The organism is Ruminiclostridium cellobioparum DSM 1351 = ATCC 15832, from assembly GCF_000621505.1.
Classification (GTDB): Bacteria; Bacillota; Clostridia; order Acetivibrionales; family DSM-1351; genus Ruminiclostridium; species Ruminiclostridium cellobioparum.
Genome location: NZ_JHYD01000003.1, coordinates 139655 through 163734, shown reverse-complemented (window position 1 = coordinate 163734; position 24080 = coordinate 139655). Strand labels below are relative to the sequence as shown.

Sequence of the window (24080 nt, the reverse complement as noted above, 5' to 3'; positions counted from 1 at the left end):
AAAGGAGGTTTATGTATAAACTTTTGATTACCCGAATATTTATGTGGTATAGTTATAATATAATTTTTTGAAATCAAATATACAACAATATCTTATCTATTACCAAGGAGGAATTATTCAATGTTTTATCAAGTACGATTTCAAACCGGTGAAATAAAACAAATCATAGATGAAATGAAAAAGGGAAATATACCCTGTATGGATGTAAATGATGGTGACGAGATGAACTGGTTCATCAAGGAGCTGGAGTCCAAAGGAATTTTCAGGGTAGAAGATATTCCTTATGATAAGAATGCACGAGACCGGGTCAAAGAACCTGAATTTGAATATAGAATTGCTTTTTATACTTCACCTGTCAGGGCTTCCGGGCTTGAAGGAAAGACACCCATGTACATCGATTTTTATTTTGAACCCATAGTTGATAGAACCTATGACCCAGTTGGTGAAATGTAATGTTCTAAACCGGCCCAATCCGCATACAGAAAGCGGATTGGGCCGGTTTATTTCCTGCTATTTCGGGCACACAGCCGTTACAGTCATATCCCCGTTAATGGCTGCCACCGGCACAGCTGCCGCACCGTTTTTCAAGGTCAGGGTCAGTTTGGCATTCTTCCCGATGGTCAGGTACGCAGTCTGCGGCAGCTTATATCCTTTGGAGGGTGCTACGGTCACCTTGAGTTCTCCGGCTGTGATAGCAGCTGCCGCCTTTCCGTTTTTCACATTTGACTTGAAGTTATAAGGTAATTTATTGCCGGCTGCATAGGCCACCAATGTATATATTACTTCATGCCCCTTTTTATTCGGGTGCGGATCAAAGGATTTTCCAGTATCCGCATTTATTAATTGCACTCCTTCACCGGCTTTTGCAAATGCGGAATAGACATCCGCAACCCTGTAATTTTTACCGTTATCCGAGCCTTTTATGATTTCAGCATTCATGGATTTAATGGCTTTTTCCACCGTATCGGGCATAATAAAGCCAAAGGGGTTATATATCGTCTGGACAACAATTTCCGCATCAGGATTTAAACTCTTGACAGTGCTGATTATTGCCGCAAAATCCCCCTGAGTATGTAGACTTTCGTTTCCGGTAAAAATTTCAGCTCCCTTTAAAATATTATTTTTGAGTTTATTCAAGCCGTCACTGTCGAACAATAGCCCAAGAATTGCAGTCTGGATATCCAGAGCATCTGCATTAAAGATATTTTTGCCGCTGCCCACCCTATCGTTTACCGCATTTAAAAAAGGAATGAAAATATTATTACCTCCCACAGAGAGTGTAATAAGGCTGGCTTTTCTTATTTGCTCCACCTCTTCTTTTTGCTCCTTTGTAACAGGCTTGCTTATGGATTTCAGCAGAGCCGTGCTGTCAATCCCTTCAACGCCAAAATTTACGGTTTTAAAGTTAAGTTGTTTTCCAAGCCTGGTAACAAAGTTGTCGGGACTGGTTCTATTCTTGATATCACCATTTGAAAAGCTTTCAAGGCCGTAGCCCGATGTGACCGAATCTCCCACTGCAATATATAAGGCTTTATCCGGGCCGGCAGCTGCAGCCGAAGCTTCGGGCCGCCACCAACCCAAACCCGCAATAAATAAACATAACATTATCATAATTGACTTCTTAATCTGCTTCATTCTGATCTCCCCATTTTGCTGCATATAATTATAAAAATTCACTAAATTATATCGCAGGATAATACGTATTATCTGTTAAAGACCTCTATAAGGTACTTCCCGCTTATCTAAATTATACCCTTTAAATCTGCAAAATTCAAATAAACAGCCCTGCAATTGGAATTGTTTTTTCCAATAACAGGGCTTTAGCTCTATCAACTGCTGCTTACATTATCCTGGCTTATGGATTTAACCTTGTTTACATATATATCTGTAAGTTCAGTTGCGTATTCCTCCGAATACCCTTCGCTTATGACCTTGCAGACAGGTTTCTCGGCATCCGGAAGTACCAGTACCCATCCCTTGTCACCCAGTACCTTTACACCCTCGGTGGTTTCAATTCCGGCGCCGTCATTTTCTTCAATAATGGCTCTTATTACCTTTCCTTTTGCCGACCAGGGACATTTAACCTCCTTCTTTAAAATGTGAAAATCGGGTATCATATCCACCATTTCATCAAGACCTAGATCATACTGGGCCATGTGATCAATTATTTTTACCAGTCCCGCCACAGCATCAAAATTCATTGTGAAAAACTCATTTATATTGTTTTTTTCGGCACCCGAAAGCATTTTCTTCATAATTTCCTGTGTTGATGTCTTGGTTCTGATCACATTTCCGTTGTGTTCACTGGCAATTCTCTCGATGACATTGCTTGTATTCAAGGGTACTATCACCGTATTACCCTTTGCAGACTTCAGATGGATCAGACTTATCAAGGCCATGAACAAATCATCCGAAATAACTCTCCCCTTTGTATCTACCAGCATCATTTTTTCATCTGAGTTTTCCAGGTAGACGCCCACATCGAATTTACCCTGTTTTACAGTTGCAGTAAGGGTTTTTATATCTGAAAACATACTTTCCTTTTTTTTGTAATTACTGTCCAGCTTGGGGTTTATAAAGGCATAATCGCATTTGAGCTCTCCCAGAATCCTTTCGACAACCTTTTTAACCAGATCGGACTTGGCAATGAGTGCAACTTTAAAATTATGTTCCTTTGCCTGTACGCTGTTCAGTATATCCTGACTGTAAAAAATACTGTGATCGGGTATGGTGACAGCGGACTTGATCTCATTTGCAGAACACCTGACAAAATCTTCACGTACAAAAGTGTTCTCGATCTTGCGCTCCTCACCCCTGTCGATATTGCTTCCGGATTTATTGAGCATATCTATTACAAGCATATCCTGATCCTGTCCTGAAGCGGAAATGTGAATTCCTCCGCTCAAATTATAAAATCTGATGGCCGACCTCACTACCGGCAGAAGTGCAGTTCCTATGTCATAAACTTCAACACCCGCAGACAGCAGACCGGAAATCAGAGAATTCTTTAACATTTTTAATGCATCTACATCATCACAGCTGACACCTATCTTTGAGTCTTTCATGCATATGGAGCCATAGGTGGCTCCAAGCCTGGAAACAAACTCCGGAGTGATGTCCACATTTATTTCGCCTAAAATCCCCCTGTTTCCGAAAATATTCTTTGAAAACCTTGAGCCCCAAACCAGATTGGAACATACATCGGTATCCGAGTCAATATTCTTGTTGGGCCATACTTTTACACCAGGCCTGACAGATGCACTTTTACCAAGTATACAATTATCCCCTATCACAGACCCTTCAAATGCTGATGCCCGTGCATTTGCCTGTACTTTGTTGCAGAACACGCTGCCCCTGATTTGTGAACGCCCTTTAAGAATGCAGCCTTTCCAAAAAATACTCCTTTTAACCGAACTGCCTTCAAATAAATGGTTATGATCTCCTATGACAGTATAACTGCCTATATTACAGCCATCCCTTATAATGGTGTTTTTGCCGATAAAAACAGGAGGTTTTATACTTGCCTCCTTGGAAATCACCGCACCTTCACCAATCCAAACACCCTGGCGAACTTCTTTGGCCTCTATTTTTATGTCAACCTTTTTATCTAAAATATCATTGTGCACAGTGACGTATGCTTCAAGATCTCCGATATCACACCAATAATTTTCAGTAACAAAACCGAACATGGGCCGGTTTTCCTTTAACAGTTCGGGAAATACATCCTTACTGAAATCAAACATTTGATTGGGTTTTATATAACCAAGTATCTCGGGATTCAACACGTATATGCCTGTGTTTACAGTGTCACTGAACACCTCTCCCCAGCTTGGCTTTTCCAGGAATCTTGTTATCTTTCCAGTTTTATCGGTCACAACTACACCGTACTCAATCGGGCTCTCGACTTTTTTCAGCACAAGTGTGGCCACTGCTTCACGCTTCCTGTGAAACTCCAGCGCCTTATCCAGGTCGATATCCGTTAAAGCGTCCCCACTTATAACAATAAAGGTTTCATCCAAAAATTCCTCCGCATTTTTAACACTTCCGGCCGTTCCCAGAGGAACCTCCTCTGTATAATAATTCAAGTTTACTCCAAATTCACTTCCATCACCAAAATAATCTTTAATAATTTCGGGCATATACTGAAGGGTAACTGCAATATCTTTAATACCATACTTTTTCAGTAGTTCAATAATATGTTCCATCACTGGCTTGTTAGCAATTGGTACCATAGGCTTGGGGCGGTTACAGGTCAGCGGCCTCAGCCGGGACCCTTCTCCGCCTGCCATAATCACAGCTTTCATCAGATCCATCCTTTCACATTTTTGTTTAATGTTAATAACTGTACGGCGAAAATAAAGTGCATTTGATGAAACCCAGGAATCAACTGTTTTTAGAAAGTCGTTCCTAACCTGATTTATTTTATTATTTTTACCTTATCAAAAAAAACTATTCGAAATGACTTTACTGGAATATATGGAAAAATGATTAACCGGAAGAATAAAGATACAGGTATTATTCCCTTTTCGGAAAATCCTGCGGGTTAAAATCCCCTGTGACAAAGTATGAAGCCTGGGATCTGACAAGAAGCTGCCGCTCATCATTGTATATTTCTCCGGTAGCCCGCATTATGGTCCTGCCGCTGCTGATAACCTGACCTATGGCCGTTATTGTACTTCCTTCGGGTGTATTCCTGATGTAACTGACATTCATATCAATTGTCACAACTCTTTTTCCATGAGTTATGCACGCAACCCCCATGGCAATATCTGAAACTGATGCAAGAGTGCCTCCGTGTACAAAACCGTACAAATTACAATGCTTATCGATTATTTCAGCGGTAAGTATAATTTTCCCCTCGCTCAGCTCTGCTATTTTGAGTCCCAGAAAATTTTCAAGTATCGGGGCATTATAGGTTTCTTTAAGATAATTTTCAAGCCATAACAAATTAGTGTTAATATTATTGTTCATAAAATATCCTCCAAAAATACTAAAAAGCACTGGATTTCTCCAATGCCTTTTTTATTTTTCAATTAAACCATCAATCCAGCTTCAATACGCTCATAAAGGCCTCCTGCGGCACTTCAACGGAACCCACCTGGCGCATGCGTTTCTTACCTTCCTTCTGCTTTTCAAGCAGCTTTCTCTTTCTTGTGATGTCACCGCCGTAACATTTTGCCAGAACATCTTTTCTGAATGCCTTAACTGTCTCACGGGCGATGATCTTACCGCCGATACAGGCCTGGATAGGTATTTCAAACATTTGTCTGGGAATTGATTCCTTCAGCTTTTCAGTCATCCTTCTTCCCCTGGATACCGATTTTTCCCTGTGTACAATGAAGGATAAGGCATCGACGATTTCACCGTTCAGCATTATATCCAGCTTGACAAGGTCTGATTCCCTGTAGCCGATAAGTTCGTAATCAAAGGAGGCATATCCCTTTGTTCTGGACTTCAAAGCGTCAAAAAAATCATAAATGATCTCATTCAAGGGCATTTCATAGGTCAGCATGACTCTGCTGTCGTCAATGTATGACATATCCTTGTAAACGCCTCTTCTCTCCTGGGAAAGTTCCATTATATTGCCGACATATTCGGTTGGAACCATAATAGTAGCTTTTACAATGGGCTCTTCCATCATATCGATTTCAGTGACAGGGGGAAGATTTGTAGGGTTATCTATGGTGATCACATCACCGTTTGTTGTTGTAACCTTGTATATGACACTTGGAGCGGTAGTAACCAGATCAAAGTTGTACTCTCTTTCAAGTCTCTCCTGGATGATTTCCATGTGAAGAAGTCCCAGGAAGCCACACCTGAATCCAAAACCCAGCGCAACCGAGGATTCCGGTTCAAAAGTAAGTGCTGCATCATTGAGCTGCAGCTTGTCTAAAGCATCTCTCAAATCACCGTATTTGGAGCCGTCTGCCGGATAAATTCCGCAGAATACCATGGAATTAACCTTTTTATATCCGGGCAGCGGTTCTTTTGCAGGATTGCCAACAAGTGTGATAGTGTCACCGACTCTGGTATCCCGCACATTTTTTATACTTGCAGCTATATATCCCACATCCCCGGCTTTAAGTTCAGAGGCAGGAGAAAGCCCTCCCGGTCTCAGGTAGCCCAATTCGGAAATTACAAATTCTTTCTTTGTGTACATCATGCGGATGGTATCGCCGTTTTTAACGGTACCTTCCTTAACTCTCATATATACTATTACTCCCTTGTAGCTGTCATAAAAAGAGTCAAATATCAGTGCTCTGAGCGGAGCATCTTCGTCCCCCTGGGGACATGGAATCATATGGACAACCTTTTCCAGTACATCTTCTATATTAATTCCGTTCTTGGCTGAAACCATCGGAGCTTGGGAAGCATCCAGACCAATAACGTCCTCAATTTCCTTTTTGACTACATCCGGCTGAGCACTTGGAAGGTCTATTTTGTTTATTACAGGCATTATTTCCAGATTGTGTTCAAGAGCAAGGTATACATTGGCAAGAGTCTGGGCCTCTATTCCCTGTGCCGCATCCACTACAAGGATAGCCCCTTCACACGCGGCAATGCTTCTGGAAACCTCGTAATTAAAGTCAACATGACCCGGAGTGTCTATAAAATTGTATATATACTCATGTCCGTCCGAAGCCTGATATACCATACGCACAGCCTGGGCCTTTATTGTAATGCCTCTCTCCCTTTCAAGTTCCATATTGTCAAGAACCTGCTCCTGCATTTCTCTGGATGTGAGCACGCCGGTCTTCTCAAGCAGCCTGTCTGCGAGGGTCGATTTACCATGGTCTATATGAGCAATAATGCAAAAATTTCTTATATATTTTTGTCTTTCACTTGACATTCCTTATCCTCCACAGCTAGTTTCAAATATTTGCACATAGTTAGCAATTTATTATATCATAGCGGATAAAGCGGCGCAACTGATAAGCTTGCGGCGTTTTATCGCAATATAATCTTCCTTAGCCGTTATTACCGCAGAAAAATTGCCGCTTTTGCAAGCTTTTCGAGGATAATAACAACGCCCGGCATGAGCCGCAACGGGTGGCGGCGAAATGCGGCTCAATTATCTTCCTCTGTCGCTATATTTGAGAAAAGTGCTGCACAGCAAGTTTTCTCAAATAATAGCATGCGGATAAAGCGGCGCAACTGATAAGCTTGCGGCGTTTTATCGCAATATAATCTTCCTTAATCGTTATTACCGCAGAAAAGTTGCCGCCGGCTATGTTAGTTTTACCCAATAAAACACCTTTAAATCATTATTGAGATGGCAATTTCTTTACCCGGGGATGCTCTCGCTTTGGCAAAAATCCTTAGCTTTCCCGGCACCGCCTCGCATAAAAAATAAAAACAGCCAATTACCCGGTGAAGGGAAGATTTCACCAAAGTAATTGACTGCTTATTCATTCCGGCTTCCGGTTAATTCTGATTCTGCCTTTTCTCTACTCCGTAATCTCTGTTATCTGCCAGTATTCTTGCTGTGGTATCTTTTCAACAGTAACTATTGTCTTGGTATCCGGTAATTTGCCGGTAGACGTAGCCCAATTGAAAATAACACTATATGTTTTTTTGCTCTCATTGTCAATTTCATATATCTCATAACCTGAAATCCATGGACTTGATACACCGGTAACCCAGTTCATCTCTTCAAGGCCTGCCCTTTTTTCGGCTTTTAGCTTATCTGAATATAGTGCATATTGAATCGCACCTTTTCTTTCCTGTGCTGCTTTTGCATACATGTTCACTGCTTTTTCCGCCGTGTCAGGTGATTCAAATTCTGCTATCTGCTGATCAAATGTACCCTCGTTGACCGATTCTGCCTTAAATATGCAAAGTGCATCTCCGTCGTAAATTACATCTTCCTTAAGAACCATTGAGAAGTAGGTCTGCGGTACATACATTATGTTCCCAACTGCCTTTGGAGGCAAGCCAAGTTTGACATCACCGTCCGATTTGCTTGAAGAATAACTGTCCACCTTGTTTTTAACATAGCCGCCGGCCACTTCCCAGCCATTGCCCCCATTCCAGGTGGCCTTGTAGCCCAACAGCTTTGCTATATCCTGCAAGGGGACCATCAGGTTGTATTCCTGGGTATATGTCTTTGGCTGCGGAATAAGACTTTCACCATTGAACCTGATATTCTCAAGTGGTTTGGCATTTATCATCTGTGTATAAATATCGCTCTTCAACAAACCTTTCAGCTCTTTTGCATCTATTTTAAATATCGGCATTCCACCGGCATAAGGCCTTAATTCGTACAATCCGAAATATATAACCAGCTTGTTTCCGTCAACGTAAAATTGATAATTTCCTTTTTTAGCCGCAACAGTCTCTTTTGCATCGCTAAAATACATATCCTTTTCTTTGTCTATCAATTTATTGATTTTATCCTGAATTACTTTGTTATAATCGCTTTTGCTGTCAAACAGCGAACCAAAGGTTTTGTATATTTCATTTGTCTTTGTATTTGCCGTGTAGCTTTCCATATATGACATGCCATGAGCACCGCCGGTGTAGTCACTGGAATGTATGACAACCGAAAGAATGCTTCCGCTCGTATTATAGTCAAAATATGATTCCAAAAAGGCGCTCATGTTTCCTGCAGGTTCTCCCGCCTTTTCCTGCTGCGCCTTTATATCCTTGATAACAGCTTCATTATTTATGATATAACCGATTGAACTTATATTTCTGTCTTGTATGGTGCTGTTCAATTCTGAAGCCGCATTGAAGCCGCTGAAGTAGGGATAGATTACCTTCAGGCTCAAGTCACCCTCTATTTTTTCAATCTTCCTTGTCTCAACTTTTATATTGCCTTTTACATCTGCCGCACCGGCTAATGTTGTAAAGGTAGTCAAACATAATACAAGTGCCAAAACAAATGATACTATTTTTTTCATTGCATCAAATCCTCTCATATGTATTTTATCTTTTGCTGTCAAAAACAGATAGCGCGCCGTCTATTGAAATAGTAGCATATTCCATGGACGTAATGGTAACAAAATGGTTACATGTTATCCCTGTTTCAGCAAAAAATATCTCTAATCAAAAAACCCTTTGATTTTGCCCATATCCCTTCTCAGATATTTCAGGTTCAGGTCAAAAGTATTATTAAAGAGTGATACCTGATAAATGTCTTTTTCGACTTCTTGTATCCGTATCATCTCCAACCGGGGCTGCCCATATAATACATAACTTTTAGTAATGTCAACAGCCACTAACCCGCTGATTACTATTAAAAAAAACAGGCTCATCACAACAAATATTTTTAGATTGTATAATCTCTTTTTACGGAATCGGATTTTCCTGGCCAAGTCTGCCTCCAAAATAAACATATTAATGATACTTATTTTTGACCGGCAGCCGGAAATTTAATCATCAGTATTTATTTTTGTAGATAACATCATTGATTGCCTGTGCCAAACAGGTTGTACTCCTGACACATTCATCAATAACATTTCCGTCTCCGCCGATTTCCACAATGACCGATCCGTTGGTCAGATGCTGATTATACCTGTTTTTGCTGATATACGTGGGTTTTGCTATTCCCGGAGCTATCTCATTCAGCCGTGATTGGATTTTAAGGGCAAGCTTCAGGTTTTCTTTCCATTTGGGATTGCTGAGTTTTGAATCGGTTCCGATAACAAACATTATCTGTGCATAATCCTTTCCATTGATTTTTTTTGCTACTCTCAATTTATCATTTCCGGCGGCATCCCTGTGAAGATCAATGGTCATTTTCAGGGAGGGGTACTTGTCGACATAATTGGTCAATGTATTGAGGGACTTGACATAGGAGCTGTTGTAATCCTTGTCGTGAATGGTTGAATTATGCAATACATTGATGTTGTACTTTTTAAGATTACTTATCAATGCATCTCCTACCCGGACAACATTATATTTGTTGTCAGTGGTTCTTGAGGGCACACTTTTGTCATGAAGCTGTCCAATATCCTTAATATAACTCTCTGTGGTATGGGTGTGATAAACAAATATCTGTGGACCGGTTTTAGCCGGATTCAGCTTCAACGGTTCTTTCAGCAGCCCATCTATATCAATGCTGTATTTGGTTTCATTAACAACTTTTATTTTACCGTTGGTTACCACCGGGTTATTTTGCTGGTCACTGTTTTCCACATCATTTTCAAAGGTTATGCTGCTTGAAACTTCTTTCAGAGCACCTGCTGCTTCCTTCGTCTGTATAGCACTGTCCGCAGGTTTTTGACCCTGTACTTCCTGCTGTGGCTTGACGGGCTGCAGCTCCTCGTTTGCCACCATCTTCTCCTGCAGCTCCTGCTGTTCTTTTTCGGCTATGAACTTAAGGTAGTCCTCCCTGTAATAAATTTCAAAAAAAGGTGAATTTGAGTTCAGTATGGTTATGGGATTATACCGGTCCATTCCAAAAGCCTTAAACAATATGTCCATTGCATAAGTGCTTATATCGGCCTTATCTTGATCTTCTGAAATATCCTTTCCGCCGGTATTTATACCCCCTATACTCATATGCCCGTTTGCCGCCCGGAAGGCCAGACCTCCAATCAAAATACCGGCTATTGCACAAAGTACTATGGGGAACTTTGAAAAGTTGCCTTTGTTTCCTGTAATATTTGAATCATTGTAAAAAGAGTTTCCTTCAATCCTCGCAAATTCCCTCATAAATGCCTCCAATCAAATTACTTCAGTTACATCAAATTTATAAAACTATATTCAAAATTTTAAAAATTATGACTGGCTTGTACCACAAATCAGCCGGTATGGTTAAAAAGGTTTTTTAAGAGATGGGAAATATTGTAATATGATTTGGTACTTAATTTTAATATTTTTGTTCTAAAAACAGGTACAGTTTCATATAACTAAGAATATACTTATTTTAGGAATGGAGGGGAAAAGTTGAATTTCAGCACAGTTAGATGTTGTATATGTAACAGCGTATTATTAAATCTTCCTGAAGAGGAACTTGAAAAATTAAACAGTCTTACTTTCAGATGCGAAAGCTGTGGTCACAGGCTTACCTTGAACGGAACCAATGTTACCAAGGCCTTAAGCTCCGAACCTTTTCAAAATATTTTCAAATACGATTTCAACATATAAAGAAACTCCTTTCATGGAGTTTTTTTATATTGGCGTGAAATTTCCTGTCATAGGTTCTCTTTTAACTCCTCAAAAATAGTTTATACTGGTACTCGCGTACCGGCAGTACAACACATTTAACTGCAAAGTTGAGCGCAACTGACTGGCATAACCAATTAATTTTGGATTTCGCTGTATAAACAAAAAAACTCATCTGCAATGTTACCTGAAATGTTAAGAAAATTGTAAGAAATCTGTCAATTAGTTTGAAAGAAGCCTGGGTTATTGTTTTTATAGCGGGTTCAATCAGGAATTTACTTGCAAATTCTGAAATACAGGGATGTGATATAATGATAAGGATTGTCAAGGGGAATGAATAATATAAGCTGGTAAATTAATAATTCATTCTCATCTAAACGGAGGTTTTACAGTGAATATACTTGTTTGCGACGATGAAAAGGAAATTGTAGACGCTATAGAAATATATCTGAAAAACGACGGTTATACAGTATTTAAAGCCTATAACGGAGCTGAAGCTCTGGCTGTTTTTGACAAAGCCGATATTCAGCTCGTGATCATGGATATAATGATGCCTGTCATGGATGGTATCCGGGCTACAATGAAGATCAGGGAAAAGTATAACATCCCCGTCCTCATGCTGAGCGCTAAGTCCGAAGATACAGATAAGATCCTGGGCCTGAACCTCGGTGCCGATGACTATGTAACCAAGCCTTTCAACCCATTGGAGCTGCTGGCACGTGTAAAATCACTCCTGAGGAGATATGTTTCACTGGGCAGTTTCGTCCCTAAAACCGGCGTTTACCAATCCGGAGGACTTGTCATTGATGATAGTGCAAAAGAAGTCAAGGTGGACAATGAACAGGTGCGTCTTACGCCTGTGGAATACAAGATATTAAAGCTTTTATGTGAAAATGCCGGAAGAGTATTTTCAATTGATCAGATTTACGAGCAGGTTTGGAACGAACCCTCTTTCAGTCCTGAAAACACTGTAGCTGTTCATATACGAAGAATCCGCGAAAAAATAGAAATTAATCCTAAAGAACCAAAATATTTAAAGGTGGTGTGGGGAATTGGATACAAAATTGAAAAATTATAGATATTCCGTATGGTTTAAGCTCCTTGCAATCATCTTATGCATTGCCGGGATGTTATCTCTTGCCTATGGCCTCTTGCAGGCGCCTTATTTTGAAGATGCAATTCAAAATAAGGAATTTAAGGAAAGCATGGCCGGTAAGGATATATTGCAGCATGCTTACTCCAATATATCTTTCGTGGCGTTTAAGTATAAAAGTGAAGAAAACATCAAATCGGGGGCTGCTCTGGACCCTGATGAAATAAACGGTATGAAGTCCAATATTGAGTATAGCAGAAGCAACGAGCTTCAACAGGTTGAAAATGATTTTTACAACTCTGTCAACCAGTATCAGGAATATCTCAACAACCAAAGTATTATAATTGATAATAACGGTAATGTTGCTGAAAATACTGATGTTATATCTGACATTAAAAACAAGGATGCCCTGGAAAAAATCCAGAAGTTAAAGGATAAGAAAGACAAAGATACAAAAGAAATAAACGGTAAATATGACAAGATGCTGGATAATGTTACTGAAGAAGCCATAAACCGGCAACTGGAGGATTATAAATCACAAATAAAGTATCTTGACAGTTTGCAGGGTATATATTATTCAGTGGTACAAAACGGTAAAACAGCACAATCAAATATATCCGACAACAATACGATAGAAAATTACTTTGATGCTCTGCCCTTTTCGGTCAAGCTGACTCAAAGCAATTGGAATTCCTATTTCGGAGGCAATTCGTATGGGTCCTATTCAATTCCGGCAGATACCACTGTATATCTGGGTATGTCTCCCGACAGATATCAAACTGAAGTAAATACCTTTAAAAACAATTCCATCAGAGGTCTGACAGGTTTAAAAACCTCCGGTTTGGGGCTTCTGGCTTTTATAACCGGCTTAATATACCTGATATATTCCGCCGGCAGACGTCCGGATAAGGAAGGCGTTCACCTGATAGCCGCAGATATAATATACCTTGATGTAGCCCTTGTGGTAAGTGTTTCTTTCATTGTACTCTGTATATCACAGATTATTCAGTTTGTACCGGTATTTTATTGGAATAACACACGCTATAATGCAGCGGTTATATACACAATTTTAAGTGTAGTAATAATTTTTGGTACTCTGGTAGGTATCTTGTTTATTACAATGCTTGCCAAAAGATTCAAGAGGCATGAGGTTATTAAGTATACTCTGCTTTGTAAGATGGTTAAATGGATTTTCAGCGGGCTTCACAGTCTTTATATAAAAATTAAAAACACTATTAGCGGAGTTTTAATTAAAAGTCCCCTTACCATGAGGCTGCTGCTTATCTTTGGAGCTTACGCATTTCTCAACCTGATATTTGCGCTGATATTTGCCGCCGGTAACGATGTAACATTTATAGGCTTCTTTGGAATAGTGGGTGTAAATGCTGCCGCAATATATTTCCTTTTGAAAAATTTCAAGGTATTTATAAATATTAGAGACGGTGCCGAAAAAATCAGAGCCGGGGAGTTGACTTACAACATACCCGAACTGGGTATTCCTGAACTCCGAGCTCTTGCCGGAACCATCAATCAAATTGCCGACGGCCTGAAAAATGCCGTCGGCAGCCAGGTCAAGGCCGAACGGATGAAGGCTGAGCTTATTACAAATGTATCCCATGATTTGAAGACTCCCCTGACCTCCATAATCACCTATGTTGATCTGCTGAAAAATGAAGGGCTTCAGTCTGAAAATGCAGGAAAGTATCTTGGCATAATTGATTCAAAATCCCAGAGGCTGAAATCGCTGACCGAGGATTTGTTTGAGGCAGCCAAGGCAACCAGCGGAAATATAGCGGTCAATTTTGAAAAATTGAATGTTGCGTCTCTTATTTCACAGGGCCTGGGAGAACTTTCAGATAAGATCGAAACATCAGGGCTTATTTTCAGGACCAACTTCCCTGCCGAAAATGTTTATGTGAATGCGGATGGAAGGCTTCTCTGGAGAGTTATAGAAAATCTCCTGTCAAATGTATTCAAATATGCTCTCCCCAATTCAAGAGTGTATATAGATGTAATTCAAACTGATGAAACGGTGAAAATTGTGGTAAAAAACATATCTGCCTACGAATTGAATGTAAATGCGGATGAGCTGATGGAGAGATTTAAGAGAGGCGATGCCTCCCGCCACAGTGAAGGCTCGGGCCTGGGGCTTTCAATAGCCAAAAGCCTCACAGAACTCCAAAACGGGAGCTTTACCCTCAATATCGACGGTGACCTTTTTAAGGCAACAATAGAACTCCCGGCAGTCAGCCAGCTAATTAATTAAATAATTTTTTGATTATATCATTAGTATAATATTTGTATAGGCGTGCTTTTATTGAATTGCCAATATGCGGAATAATTCAATACAGCACGCTTTTATTTTCATGTCTAATTTTTTATATTAGGGGTACCGCCAACATTCGTTGATGCTAAGAAGATAATATTTTTGAGGGCTAAATTAAATATAACAAATTTTAAAAATTTCTTCTTCTTTCGGTAATCTATCATTAAGAGAGATTACTATCATATTATTGTTTTTAATCTCCCATGACTCAGAAGGTTTATCGTAGACAACTTGTAAATAAATTCGAGCATCTTTCAATTTTAACCCTTCAGATTCAGCCATATTAATTAATTTATCATAATAATTTATTACAATATCTTTCGAAAAGAAACGAGTTACAGTATTACCATTTCCCCAGTACCACGCCTCAAATGACTTTTTTATGTTTTGATACTGTTCAATTGAGCAAGTAGATGAATTAAACAAGTCACTAAATGGGAACTTTTTATTAACCCAATACTCCAGGTCTATAACAATTAAATCACTAGAAGAAAAAGCGAAATCGTTAATTATTAAATTCCAAATTTCCTTAGATTTAATATCAAAATCGCTCATATTAAGCAAGACATCTTTATTTATTGGAATCCATGGATGAATATTAGATATTTCATATTCACTATTATAATTTAAATAAAGGTTTCTTATGTAAATAATAAAGTTTAAATTAATTGAAAATGCATCAGCCAAAGTAAAATTACTCATATTTATTCTCCATATTCTACTATTTTCCTCACATTATCTTCCCCTCTAAGATAATTATTTAGTACCCTTAAAATATTATCTAAGTTACATTCTTCTTTATAACCTTTACCATATATTTTACCATCATTACAAATATATGCCAAGCTAAATCCATTTTCTTTTTTATATAACTCATATCTCTCTTCATCAAGTCTTGGAATATATTTTTCATCAGTTATAAGTAGTTTTTTAAAATACGTATAAGTAGGATTGCCATATCCAATTACGACTATAGGAAAATTTATTTTTTTCTTAAGCCATTTATTAAGATTATCTATATTATCACTATCTTGTAATATATTTCTATCTAATAAAATACCAATCTTGTAATCAAATGATTCTACTTGTACCTTTAATTCTTCAAATGAATATACTGTAAGAACACTATTTTTTTTTATATCATCAATACTTATTATTGACGAGTCTTTTGAGGTAAAATATTTCTTTATAAAAGACATTTTGCTGCGTTTGGAAAAACATGAGGGAAAGCTTTACGTTGATGTTGTCAGTGAAATATTAAACAACCGGCCGTAAAGCGTTATGCCAGACAGTCAATCAACTTTGCCGGTAAAATATTATTACTGATTGTACCGTACTAAATTTTTTCAAGCTTTTCTACCGTTCTTTCATTTCTTACATCTCCGGTGTTCAATGTTGCCTTCGGTTCAATCAGCATCACATGAACTTCCTCCTCTGCAACAGGCATATGTTCGATTCCCCTGGGAATTATAAGGAATTCGCCTTCGTTTAAAATAACTTCCCTGTCCCTGAATCTTATTTTCAATATTCCTTTTAAGACATAAAACATTTCATCTTCATTTTCATGACTATGCCACAGAAATTCACCCTTCAGTTTTGCCGCTTTTACATTTGATTCATTGACTTCACCCAATATTTTAGGGCTCCAGTACCCGTTAAAAAGCTTTAACTTCTCATATATGTTGACTTTCTCCATTACACTTGTCTCCTTCGCAGTAAATTAATAAGGCCGGCATGGCCGGCCCTTATTTTATGAACTGATTTTGGCATCCTGCACCAGAACCTCCTGCTCGGCCGCTTCAGCCACCGGCGTCTCAACCTTCTCAGGCGGGTTTTTCAGGTTCTTGAAGGCTACCGACATCATCAGCTTGATTCTGTTAAGCTGGTTAACCTCGCTGGCCCCGGGATCATAGTCCACTGCAACTATATTGGATTCGGGATATCTTCTCCTCAATTCCTTTATCATACCCTTGCCCGTAACATGGTTGGGCAGACACGCAAACGGCTGCATGCAAACTATATTTCCGGCACCGCTCTTTATGAGTTCGATCATTTCTGCCGTCAGGAACCAGCCTTCGCCTGTCTGGTTTCCGATGGAAAGTATTTCGGAGGCACTTTCGGCAAGTTCATATATGGAATGCGGCGGATCAAACCTCCTGCTCCTGCGCAAATACTTTTTCATATGCCTTCTATAATACTCTATAGCTACAATGGCAAGATTGTTTACAACCAGTTTTTTAAATGTACCGGACAGGTGCTTATACTTGAAGTTGGCATCATATGCGCAGTACAGGAAAAAGTCAATGAGGTCGGGCATAACTGCTTCCGCCCCTTCCTTCTCAACCACATCCACCACATTGTTATTGGCATCCGGATGGAACTTGACGAGTATTTCTCCTACAAGCCCTACCTTTGGCTTCTTTATATCCTTTAGCTCAAGCGTATCAAAATCCCTGACGATACCCTTGATATTCCGTTTAAAACTTCCCTTCCTGCCTTCATATATGGAGTCGGTACATATTTTGGCCCACTTTCTGTAAAGTTCATTTGCCGAACCGGGTACAGCTTCATAAGGCCTTACCCTGTAGAGTACTCTCATCAGCAGATCACCGTATACGAGGCCCTTGAAGGCACTGTCCAGCAGGTCAAGGGATATCTTAAAGCCCGGCTGGTTATCCAGACCAAGTGCGTTTAGAGATATGACCGGAACCTGGCTCATTCCCGCCTCATGCAGTGCTTTTCTCAGGAAGCCGATATAGTTTGTGGCACGGCAGCCTCCGCCTGTTTGAGTGATCAACACCGACGTATTGTCCAGATCGTACCTGCCCGACTTTAATGCATGTATGATCTGACCTACAACAATAATCGACGGATAGCAGGCATCATTGTTGACATACCTTAAGCCGTCCTCCACTGCAGCACTGTCAACACCTGGCAGCACTTCAACCTTGTAGCCGCACCTTCTGAAGGCCGCTTCAACGAAATCAAAATGAATAGGCGACATCTGAGGGGCCAGAATGGTATGCTTAACCTTCATTTCCTCAGTAAATACGGCCTTTTTATGGGACTCATGTTTTTTATGAGGAGCCAGGGCTTTTTTGTCCCTGTCTTCAATAGCTGCTACCAGGGACCTAATTCTGATCCTGGCGGCGCCCAGGTTATTGCCCTCGTCTATTTTTAATACGGTATAAATGTTTTCGTTGGCATTCAGGATTTCCTGCACCTGATCTGTTGTTACGGCATCGAGACCGCAGCCGAAGGAATTCAGCTGGATCATTTCAAGCTCGGGATATTCGTTGACAACAGTTGCAGCCGCATAAAGCCTTGAATGGAATTTCCACTGGTCAACCACTCTCAGAGGACGTTCAATCTTTCCCAGATGTGCAATTGAATCCTCAGTAAACACTGCAAACCCGTGAGAGGTTATTATCTGCGGGATGCCGTGATTTATCTCAGGGTCTATATGGTATGGCCTTCCGGCCAGTACGATGCCCCTTTTGTTGTTCTCTCTGAGATATTTCAGGGTTTCTTCACCCTTCTGCCTGATATCCCTCTTTACCTTTTCGTCTTCGGCATATGCCATTTCCACGGCATTCTCTATTTCGGCCCTTGTTATATTGAATTCTTTGCCAAGAACCTCAAAAAGTCTTGATTTCATTCTTTCCTTGTTGTCATAGGGAAGGAATGGATTCATAAACTTTATACCCTTTGTCTTCAGAATATCCATATTATTCTTTATAACTTCAGGATATGATGTTACAATAGGACAGTTGTAATGGTTATCGGCTCCCTCGTCCTCAACCATTTCATATGGAAGGCAGGGATAGAAAATGAAGTTCACATTTTTATTTACAAGGCTTGTTATATGCCCGTGAACAAGTTTGGCCGGATAACACACCGATTCCGACGGCATGGTTTCTATACCCAGCTCATATATTTTCTTTGATGAACGGGGTGACAGCTCCACCCTGAATTTCAGCTGATCAAAGAAGGTGAACCAGAAGGGATAGTTCTCATACATATTGAGTACACGAGGAATTCCTACCGTGCCTCTGGTATACTCTATACCTGCTGCCTGCCTGTAGCCCACTATTCTTTTATATTTATAATCATAAATATCCGGCACATCCTGTGCCGAGGTTTCAATACCTGCGCCTCTTTCACACCTGTTGCCCGAAACAAATCTGCTGCCGTCGCTGAATTGGTTTATTGTCAGCAGACAGTTGTTGTTGCAGAGCTTGCATCTCTGCAGCTCGGTATTATAATCAAATTCACCGATATTGTCTTTTGTAATAAGAGTGGACTGTGCACCGCTGTAACGTTCCTTTGCGATCAAGGCGGCGCCGAAAGCACCCATAAGCCCTGCTATGTTTGGTCTTACGGCCTCTCTTTCGGAAATCAGCTCAAAGCTTCTCAGAACAGCATCATTCAGGAAGGTCCCTCCCTGGACGATTATTTTTTCTCCCATCTCTCTGGGATCCCGGATTTTTATGACCTTAAGCAGTGCATTCTTTATGACCGAATAGGACAGTCCGGCAGAAATATCTCCCACCTGAGCGCCTTCCTTTTGTGCCTGCTTGACTCTGGAATTCATGAAAACAGTACATCTGGAACCCAGATCAACAGGCTTTTCGGCCAGCAGCGCCTGTGCGGCAAAGTCCTCTACGGTAAAGTTCAGTGATTTTGCAAAGGTTTCTATAAAGGAACCGCAGCCCGAGGAACACGCCTCGTTGAGCATAATACTGTCAATAATCCCGTCTTTGACCTTCAGACACTTCATGTCCTGTCCGCCGATATCCAGTATAAAATCCACACCCGGCAGGAAGAAGTCGGCTGCCTTGTAGTGCGCTATTGTTTCAATTTCACCTATATCCACCTTAAGTGCAGCTTTAATCAAGCCTTCACCGTAACCGGTGACGGTAGAATTTACTATTCTGGCCTCTGAAGGTATCTGAGCATATATATCATTCAATATTCTTATTGCGGAATTTAACGGACTGCCCTCATTACTTCCATAATGAGTATAAAGGAGCTCTCCGTTGGTATCTATCAAAACCGCCTTGGTAGTTGTAGAGCCGGCATCGATTCCAAGGAAACAATCTCCCTTGTAGTCTTTCAGCGGCTTAACACTGGCAGAATGCTCCCCGTGCCTTGCCCTGAATTGATCCAGCTCCTGCTGACTGCTGAAAAGAGGTTTCAGCCTTTCCACCTCATGAACCACAATGGTATTCAAATCAGGCAGTTTTTCCTTTAAATCCTTAAAGGATATGACTTTGCATTCCTTAGAGGACAGGGCGGCACCTATGGCCACAAACAATTGTGAATTTTCGGGGAAGATGACCTGTTCGGGCTTTAAGTTGAGGGTTATTGCAAATCTCTTTCTCAATTCCGACAGGAAATAAAGCGGTCCGCCCAAAAAGGCTATATTGCCTTTGATGGGTTTGCCACAAGCCAGGCCGCTGATAGTCTGGTTAACCACAGACTGAAATACCGAGGCGGCAATGTCTTCCCTTGCAGCTCCTTCGTTCAAAAGCGGCTGTATATCGGTTTTTGCAAAAACACCGCAGCGGGCGGCTATGGGATAAATGATTCTGCTGTTTTTGGCATACTCATTCAGACCTGTCGCGTCTGTCTGCAGCAAGGAGGCCATCTGGTCTATAAAGGAACCGGTACCGCCGGCACAGGTACCATTCATACGCTGTTCCAGGCCGCCCTTGAAATAGGTTATCTTAGCATCTTCCCCTCCGAGTTCAATTGCAACATCTGTATTGGGAATAAGAGTTTGTACAGACTCGGAGCCTGCAATAACTTCCTGGATAAAGTCAAGATCCAGCCACTGAGAGACCAGCAATCCACCGGAGCCAGTTATCATAACAGTGCACTCTTCCTGATAAAATTTCTCACAGGTCTCGTCCATTAATTCGAATATTGTTTTTCTGATATCCGAATAATGTCTTTGATATTTTGAAAAAACAAGCTTGTTATTTTTATCAAGAACAGCCATTTTTACAGTGGTAGATCCAACGTCCAACCCCACATGATAATTCTTTTTCATATATTGACTAATCTCCAAAACTAATTTTTAAACTATGTAAAACATGGCTAACTGCTCATGATGTTTTTCACATAGTCCTCTCAATAAAATTTGTCCCCCACAGTTTCCCGAATAAAATTACAGATTGCTACGTTTATTATACCAAAGTCATTTAAATCCGCCTAATGGCAATGTTTACAATCACACCTCAATAATTCTGCTAATACGAATTCTGGCAACCTCTGAAGTAAGAATTATATCTCATCTATAATATTTATATGCAATTCCTGTATTTGTTTTTCATCAACTATGTCAGGTGCATTATCCATAGGGCTGGAAGCATTCTGCACCTTGGGAAATGCTATTACGTCTCTGATACTGCCGGTCTTTGCCATGAGCATTATCATTCTGTCAAGACCGAAGGCCATACCGCCGTGAGGAGGAGTTCCGTATTTGAAGGCATCCAGCAGGAAACCGAACTTTGTGTTTGCATCCTCCTCGGTGAAGCCCAGCAGCCTGAACATTTTGGCCTGAAGCTCCTGTATATGGATTCTGATGCTTCCCCCACCCAGTTCAACACCGTTCAATACTATGTCATAGGCTTTGGCCCGGGCTTTCCCGGGATCGGTATCAAGGAATTCAATATCCTCGTCCATAGGACAGGTGAACGGGTGATGCTTTGCCGCATATCGCCCTTCTTCTTCATCATATTCAAATAAGGGGAATTCTGTCACCCATAAGAACTTAAATTCGTCAGGATTCAAAATATTTAGCTTTCTTGCGACTTCCAGTCTCAACTGGCCAAGAGCATCAAATACAACACTGTTTTTATCAGCCACAAAGCAAATCAAGTCACCGGCTTCTGCCTCTACTCTTCCCAGCAGGGCTTTCATCTCTTCCTCAGTCATAAATTTTGCAAAGGAGGATTTTATTTCATTGTTATTATCTATTGATATCCAGGCCATACCCTTTGCCTTATAGGTTTTAACCACCTCAACCAGGGCATCTATCTCTTTTCTGCTGAATTTGGCGCAGCCCTTTGCGTTTATTGCTCTTACGCTTCCTCCGCCGGCAACTGCATCGGTAAACACCTTAAAACCGCAGTCTGCCACCAGCTCGGATACATTGACAAGTTCCATACCAAAGCGGATATCCGGCTTATCGGACCCAAACCTCTCCATAGCTTCAGCATACGGCATTCTGAGGAATGGAGTCTCAAGCTCGACACCCAGGGCTTCCTTAAATACTCTCTTGACGAAACCTTCATTAATAGTCAGCACGTCATCCACATTGACAAAGGACATCTCCAAATCTATCTGGGTGAATTCAGGCTGTCTGTCGGCTCTTAAGTCCTCATCCCTGAAGCATTTTGCTATCTGGAAGTACCTGTCGAAGCCCGACACCATCAGCAGCTGCTTGTAAAGCTGCGGTGACTGTGGAAGTGCATAAAATTTGCCCGGGTGTACCCTGCTGGGTACAAGATAATCTCTGGCACCTTCGGGAGTACTCTTAACCAGTATCGGCGTTTCAATTTCCAAAAAGCCGTTGTCATCATAATAATCACGTGCCACCTTGGCAACCCTGTGCCTGAGTATGAGATTCCTCTGCATGTCAGGTCTTCTTAAATCAAGATATCTGTATTTCAGCCTTGTAATTTCATTGACATCTGAATTTTCTTCAATATATATGGGCGGTGTTTCGGAAGAACTGAGTATTCTGAGTTCTTTTACAATTATTTCTATTTCGCCTGTTGCCATCTTCCTGTTGACAGCCTCGGGGGCTCTGGCAGAAACAGTACCAACTACGGCAAGAACAAACTCACTTCTTATTGTCTTTGCCCTGTCAAGCATTTCTCCGTCCTTATCAGTAAAAACAATCTGCAATATTCCCGATCTGTCTCTCAAATCCACAAAAACCAAACTTCCCAGATTTCTCTGCTTCTGCACCCATCCCATGACAGTAACGGTTTCTCCTATATTTGCCGAAGTCAGCTCTGCACATTTATGACTCCTCTTGAGTCCGTAAATTGATTCTCCCATATAATGATTCCTCCATTTTCGTGTTATAAACACTGATTATTAAATATTATCCATGTATCAGGCCTTTAATTGTTCTATAATCCTTTGGATATCCAGCTCGGCCTGGTCACCTGTAGCCATGTTTTTCAGTTTATATATGCCGGTATTTACTTCGTCTTCTCCAACCACCACTGCATACGGAATTCCCAGCTTATCGGCATATGAAAATTTCTTTCCGATTTTGCCTTCATTAAAGTAAATCTCTGCTGCAATCCCTGCCTCCCTGACCTTTGTGGCAAGCTCCAGGGCCTGGGGCATTGTTTCCTTCATGGGGATTATCAGAATCTGAGAAGGTGTTGCCTTTCTGCTTTCCCCGAGAACACCCGCTTCCCTGAGCTGGTAGTACAGTCTTGACAGGCCTATGGATATTCCAACACCCGGCAATTTCTTGGTGGTATAATTTTGAGCGAGGTTATCGTACCTGCCTCCCGAGCATACACTTCCTATTGAAGGGTACTGGTTCAAAATTGTTTCATATATGGTTCCGGTGTAGTAATCCAGACCTCTTGCTATTGTAAGGTCAACAGCATAGTTACCCGAAGGAACCTTAAAAGCATCAATGTAATTAATGACCAGTTCCAGTTCGTCTATACCTTCTGAAAACATATCATTACTGACTTCAAGCCTGCGGAGGTTTTCGATTATCTCCCGGCAGTTTCCCTTTATACCCACAAATTTCACAACACTGCCGGCATCTCCGTCAGAAAGGCCAATAGATTTAAGTTCATCCAGCACGGCAGCCTGACCTATCTTTTCCATTTTATCTATTATTCTTAAAACTTCAGCTTTATCGGTTATGTCAAGGCTTTCAAAAAAACCGTTAAGAATTTTTCTGTTATTCAGCCGTATTGTAAAATCTTCAAAGCCCAAAGCCTTAAAGGTGGAATAAATCACGCTCAATATTTCGGCATCATTTACAACGCTTAAGCTTTCAAAACCTATTATATCTATATCGCACTGGTAAAATTCCCTGAATCTGCCCTTCTGCGGCTTTTCACCCCTGAATACCTTGCCTATATGGTATCTTTTAAATGGGAAGGTCAATTCACCGAAATGCTGTGACACATACCTCGCCAAAGGTACTGTAAGGTCAAACCTTAAAGCCAGGTCGTTATCTCCCTTGTTAAACCTGTAAACCTGTTTTGCGGTTTCACCGCCGCTTTTGGCCAGTAAAACCTCGGATTTCTCAATCATCGGAGTATCAAGAGGAATAAATCCGTATGTTTCATATGTCCTTTTAATAGTTTCCAACATCTGATTGAACACCATCTGGTCTGCGGGCAATAACTCCATGAAGCCCGGAAGGATTGAAGGTGTTACCACTTGCTGCTTCGCCATTTGCACAACTCCCATCATAAAATATATAATTTTAATTATTCACATAAACCATGCCAATTAGTAATTGTCAAAAAAGTTTTTCTGCCCTGGACAATAAAA

The 24080-nt window shown here is 40.7% G+C and carries 17 protein-coding genes; 4 read left to right on the top strand and 13 right to left on the bottom strand.

Features of this window, described 5'->3' with window-relative positions:
• The first annotated feature begins 120 nt into the window (after positions 1 to 120).
• The gene (locus tag T344_RS0104695) at positions 121 to 453 is read left to right on the top strand and encodes a hypothetical protein (RefSeq protein ID WP_004623314.1); all 333 of its coding nucleotides are present in this window, start codon (positions 121 to 123) and stop codon (positions 451 to 453) included.
• A gap of 57 nt (positions 454 to 510) precedes the next feature.
• Here T344_RS0104695 and T344_RS0104690 read toward each other — a convergent pair whose 3' ends face one another.
• The 7 genes from T344_RS0104690 to spoIIP form a co-directional block, all read right to left on the bottom strand.
• Complete coding sequence (locus T344_RS0104690; RefSeq protein ID WP_027627746.1) at positions 511 to 1635, bottom strand: GDSL-type esterase/lipase family protein; 1125 nt, start codon at positions 1633 to 1635, stop codon at positions 511 to 513.
• Between the two features lie 194 nt (positions 1636 to 1829).
• Positions 1830 to 4304, bottom strand: coding sequence for a mannose-1-phosphate guanyltransferase (locus tag T344_RS0104685; protein ID WP_027627745.1), 2475 nt, complete (start codon positions 4302 to 4304; stop codon positions 1830 to 1832).
• 211 nt (positions 4305 to 4515) lie between these two features.
• Positions 4516 to 4971, bottom strand: coding sequence for a PaaI family thioesterase (locus tag T344_RS0104680; protein WP_027627744.1), 456 nt, complete (start codon positions 4969 to 4971; stop codon positions 4516 to 4518).
• A 70-nt stretch (positions 4972 to 5041) separates the two neighbouring features.
• Positions 5042 to 6850: a translation elongation factor 4 gene (gene lepA / locus T344_RS0104675; protein ID WP_027627743.1), complete on the bottom strand. Its 1809-nt coding sequence runs from the start codon at positions 6848 to 6850 to the stop codon at positions 5042 to 5044.
• 598 nt (positions 6851 to 7448) lie between these two features.
• Entirely contained in the window at positions 7449 to 8903 is a 1455-nt protein-coding gene (locus tag T344_RS0104665) for a stalk domain-containing protein (RefSeq protein WP_027627742.1), read from the bottom strand.
• Between the two features lie 141 nt (positions 8904 to 9044).
• Positions 9045 to 9317, bottom strand: a complete 273-nt coding sequence (locus tag T344_RS0104660; RefSeq protein WP_027627741.1) for a hypothetical protein — start codon at positions 9315 to 9317, stop codon at positions 9045 to 9047.
• A gap of 64 nt (positions 9318 to 9381) precedes the next feature.
• Complete coding sequence (gene spoIIP, locus T344_RS0104655; RefSeq protein ID WP_027627740.1) at positions 9382 to 10659, bottom strand: stage II sporulation protein P; 1278 nt, start codon at positions 10657 to 10659, stop codon at positions 9382 to 9384.
• A 234-nt stretch (positions 10660 to 10893) separates the two neighbouring features.
• On the opposite strand from spoIIP, the gene T344_RS0104650 reads away from it, so the two are divergent.
• The 3 genes from T344_RS0104650 (at position 10894) to T344_RS0104640 (ending at position 14471) form a co-directional block, all read left to right on the top strand.
• A complete protein-coding gene (locus T344_RS0104650; RefSeq protein ID WP_004623311.1) occupies positions 10894 to 11094 on the top strand; it encodes a hypothetical protein in 201 nt (66 codons plus the stop codon).
• A gap of 409 nt (positions 11095 to 11503) precedes the next feature.
• A complete protein-coding gene (locus T344_RS0104645) occupies positions 11504 to 12190 on the top strand; it encodes a response regulator transcription factor (RefSeq protein ID WP_027627739.1) in 687 nt (228 codons plus the stop codon).
• Positions 12165 to 14471 carry a sensor histidine kinase gene (locus tag T344_RS0104640; protein WP_027627738.1) on the top strand — a complete coding sequence of 769 codons (2307 nt, stop codon included), beginning with the start codon at positions 12165 to 12167 and terminating at the stop codon, positions 14469 to 14471. Before T344_RS0104645 ends, T344_RS0104640 begins: the two co-directional genes overlap by 26 nt.
• Positions 14472 to 14645: 174 nt before the next feature.
• On the opposite strand, the gene T344_RS0104635 is transcribed toward T344_RS0104640, so the two are convergent.
• The 6 genes from T344_RS0104635 to hisS all read right to left on the bottom strand — a co-directional run bounded on the left by T344_RS0104635 (position 14646) and on the right by hisS (position 23981).
• On the bottom strand, positions 14646 to 15233 hold the full coding sequence (locus tag T344_RS0104635; RefSeq protein WP_027627737.1) for a hypothetical protein: 588 nt from the start codon (positions 15231 to 15233) through the stop codon (positions 14646 to 14648).
• A 2-nt stretch (positions 15234 to 15235) separates the two neighbouring features.
• Complete coding sequence (locus T344_RS0104630) at positions 15236 to 15730, bottom strand: hypothetical protein (RefSeq protein ID WP_027627736.1); 495 nt, start codon at positions 15728 to 15730, stop codon at positions 15236 to 15238.
• 137 nt (positions 15731 to 15867) lie between these two features.
• A complete protein-coding gene (locus tag T344_RS0104625; RefSeq protein ID WP_027627735.1) occupies positions 15868 to 16227 on the bottom strand; it encodes a cupin domain-containing protein in 360 nt (119 codons plus the stop codon).
• Positions 16228 to 16281: 54 nt separating this feature from the next.
• Positions 16282 to 20586: a 2-hydroxyacyl-CoA dehydratase gene (locus T344_RS0104620; protein WP_027627734.1), complete on the bottom strand. Its 4305-nt coding sequence runs from the start codon at positions 20584 to 20586 to the stop codon at positions 16282 to 16284.
• A gap of 233 nt (positions 20587 to 20819) precedes the next feature.
• Positions 20820 to 22604, bottom strand: a complete 1785-nt coding sequence (aspS, locus tag T344_RS0104615) for an aspartate--tRNA ligase (RefSeq protein ID WP_027627733.1) — start codon at positions 22602 to 22604, stop codon at positions 20820 to 20822.
• 57 nt (positions 22605 to 22661) lie between these two features.
• Positions 22662 to 23981 carry a histidine--tRNA ligase gene (gene hisS, locus T344_RS0104610; RefSeq protein ID WP_027627732.1) on the bottom strand — a complete coding sequence of 440 codons (1320 nt, stop codon included), beginning with the start codon at positions 23979 to 23981 and terminating at the stop codon, positions 22662 to 22664.
• Positions 23982 to 24080 lie beyond the last annotated feature (99 nt).

Bases quoted from the DNA above. Each gene is read 5' to 3' on its own strand.
- T344_RS0104625 (WP_027627735.1), bottom strand. From the start codon at position 16,227: ATGGAGAAAGTCAACATATATGAGAAGTTAAAGCTTTTTAACGGGTAC.
- T344_RS0104685 (WP_027627745.1), bottom strand. From the start codon at position 4,304: ATGAAAGCTGTGATTATGGCAGGCGGAGAAGGGTCCCGGCTGAGGCCG.
- hisS (WP_027627732.1), bottom strand. From the start codon at position 23,981: ATGGCGAAGCAGCAAGTGGTAACACCTTCAATCCTTCCGGGCTTCATG.
- T344_RS0104690 (WP_027627746.1), bottom strand. From the start codon at position 1,635: ATGAAGCAGATTAAGAAGTCAATTATGATAATGTTATGTTTATTTATT.
- aspS (WP_027627733.1), bottom strand. From the start codon at position 22,604: ATGGGAGAATCAATTTACGGACTCAAGAGGAGTCATAAATGTGCAGAG.
- T344_RS0104665 (WP_027627742.1), bottom strand. From the start codon at position 8,903: ATGAAAAAAATAGTATCATTTGTTTTGGCACTTGTATTATGTTTGACT.
- T344_RS0104695 (WP_004623314.1), top strand. From the start codon at position 121: ATGTTTTATCAAGTACGATTTCAAACCGGTGAAATAAAACAAATCATA.
- lepA (WP_027627743.1), bottom strand. From the start codon at position 6,850: ATGTCAAGTGAAAGACAAAAATATATAAGAAATTTTTGCATTATTGCT.
- T344_RS0104635 (WP_027627737.1), bottom strand. From the start codon at position 15,233: ATGAGTAATTTTACTTTGGCTGATGCATTTTCAATTAATTTAAACTTT.
- T344_RS0104630 (WP_027627736.1), bottom strand. From the start codon at position 15,730: ATGTCTTTTATAAAGAAATATTTTACCTCAAAAGACTCGTCAATAATA.
- T344_RS0104680 (WP_027627744.1), bottom strand. From the start codon at position 4,971: ATGAACAATAATATTAACACTAATTTGTTATGGCTTGAAAATTATCTT.
- spoIIP (WP_027627740.1), bottom strand. From the start codon at position 10,659: ATGAGGGAATTTGCGAGGATTGAAGGAAACTCTTTTTACAATGATTCA.
- T344_RS0104620 (WP_027627734.1), bottom strand. From the start codon at position 20,586: ATGAAAAAGAATTATCATGTGGGGTTGGACGTTGGATCTACCACTGTA.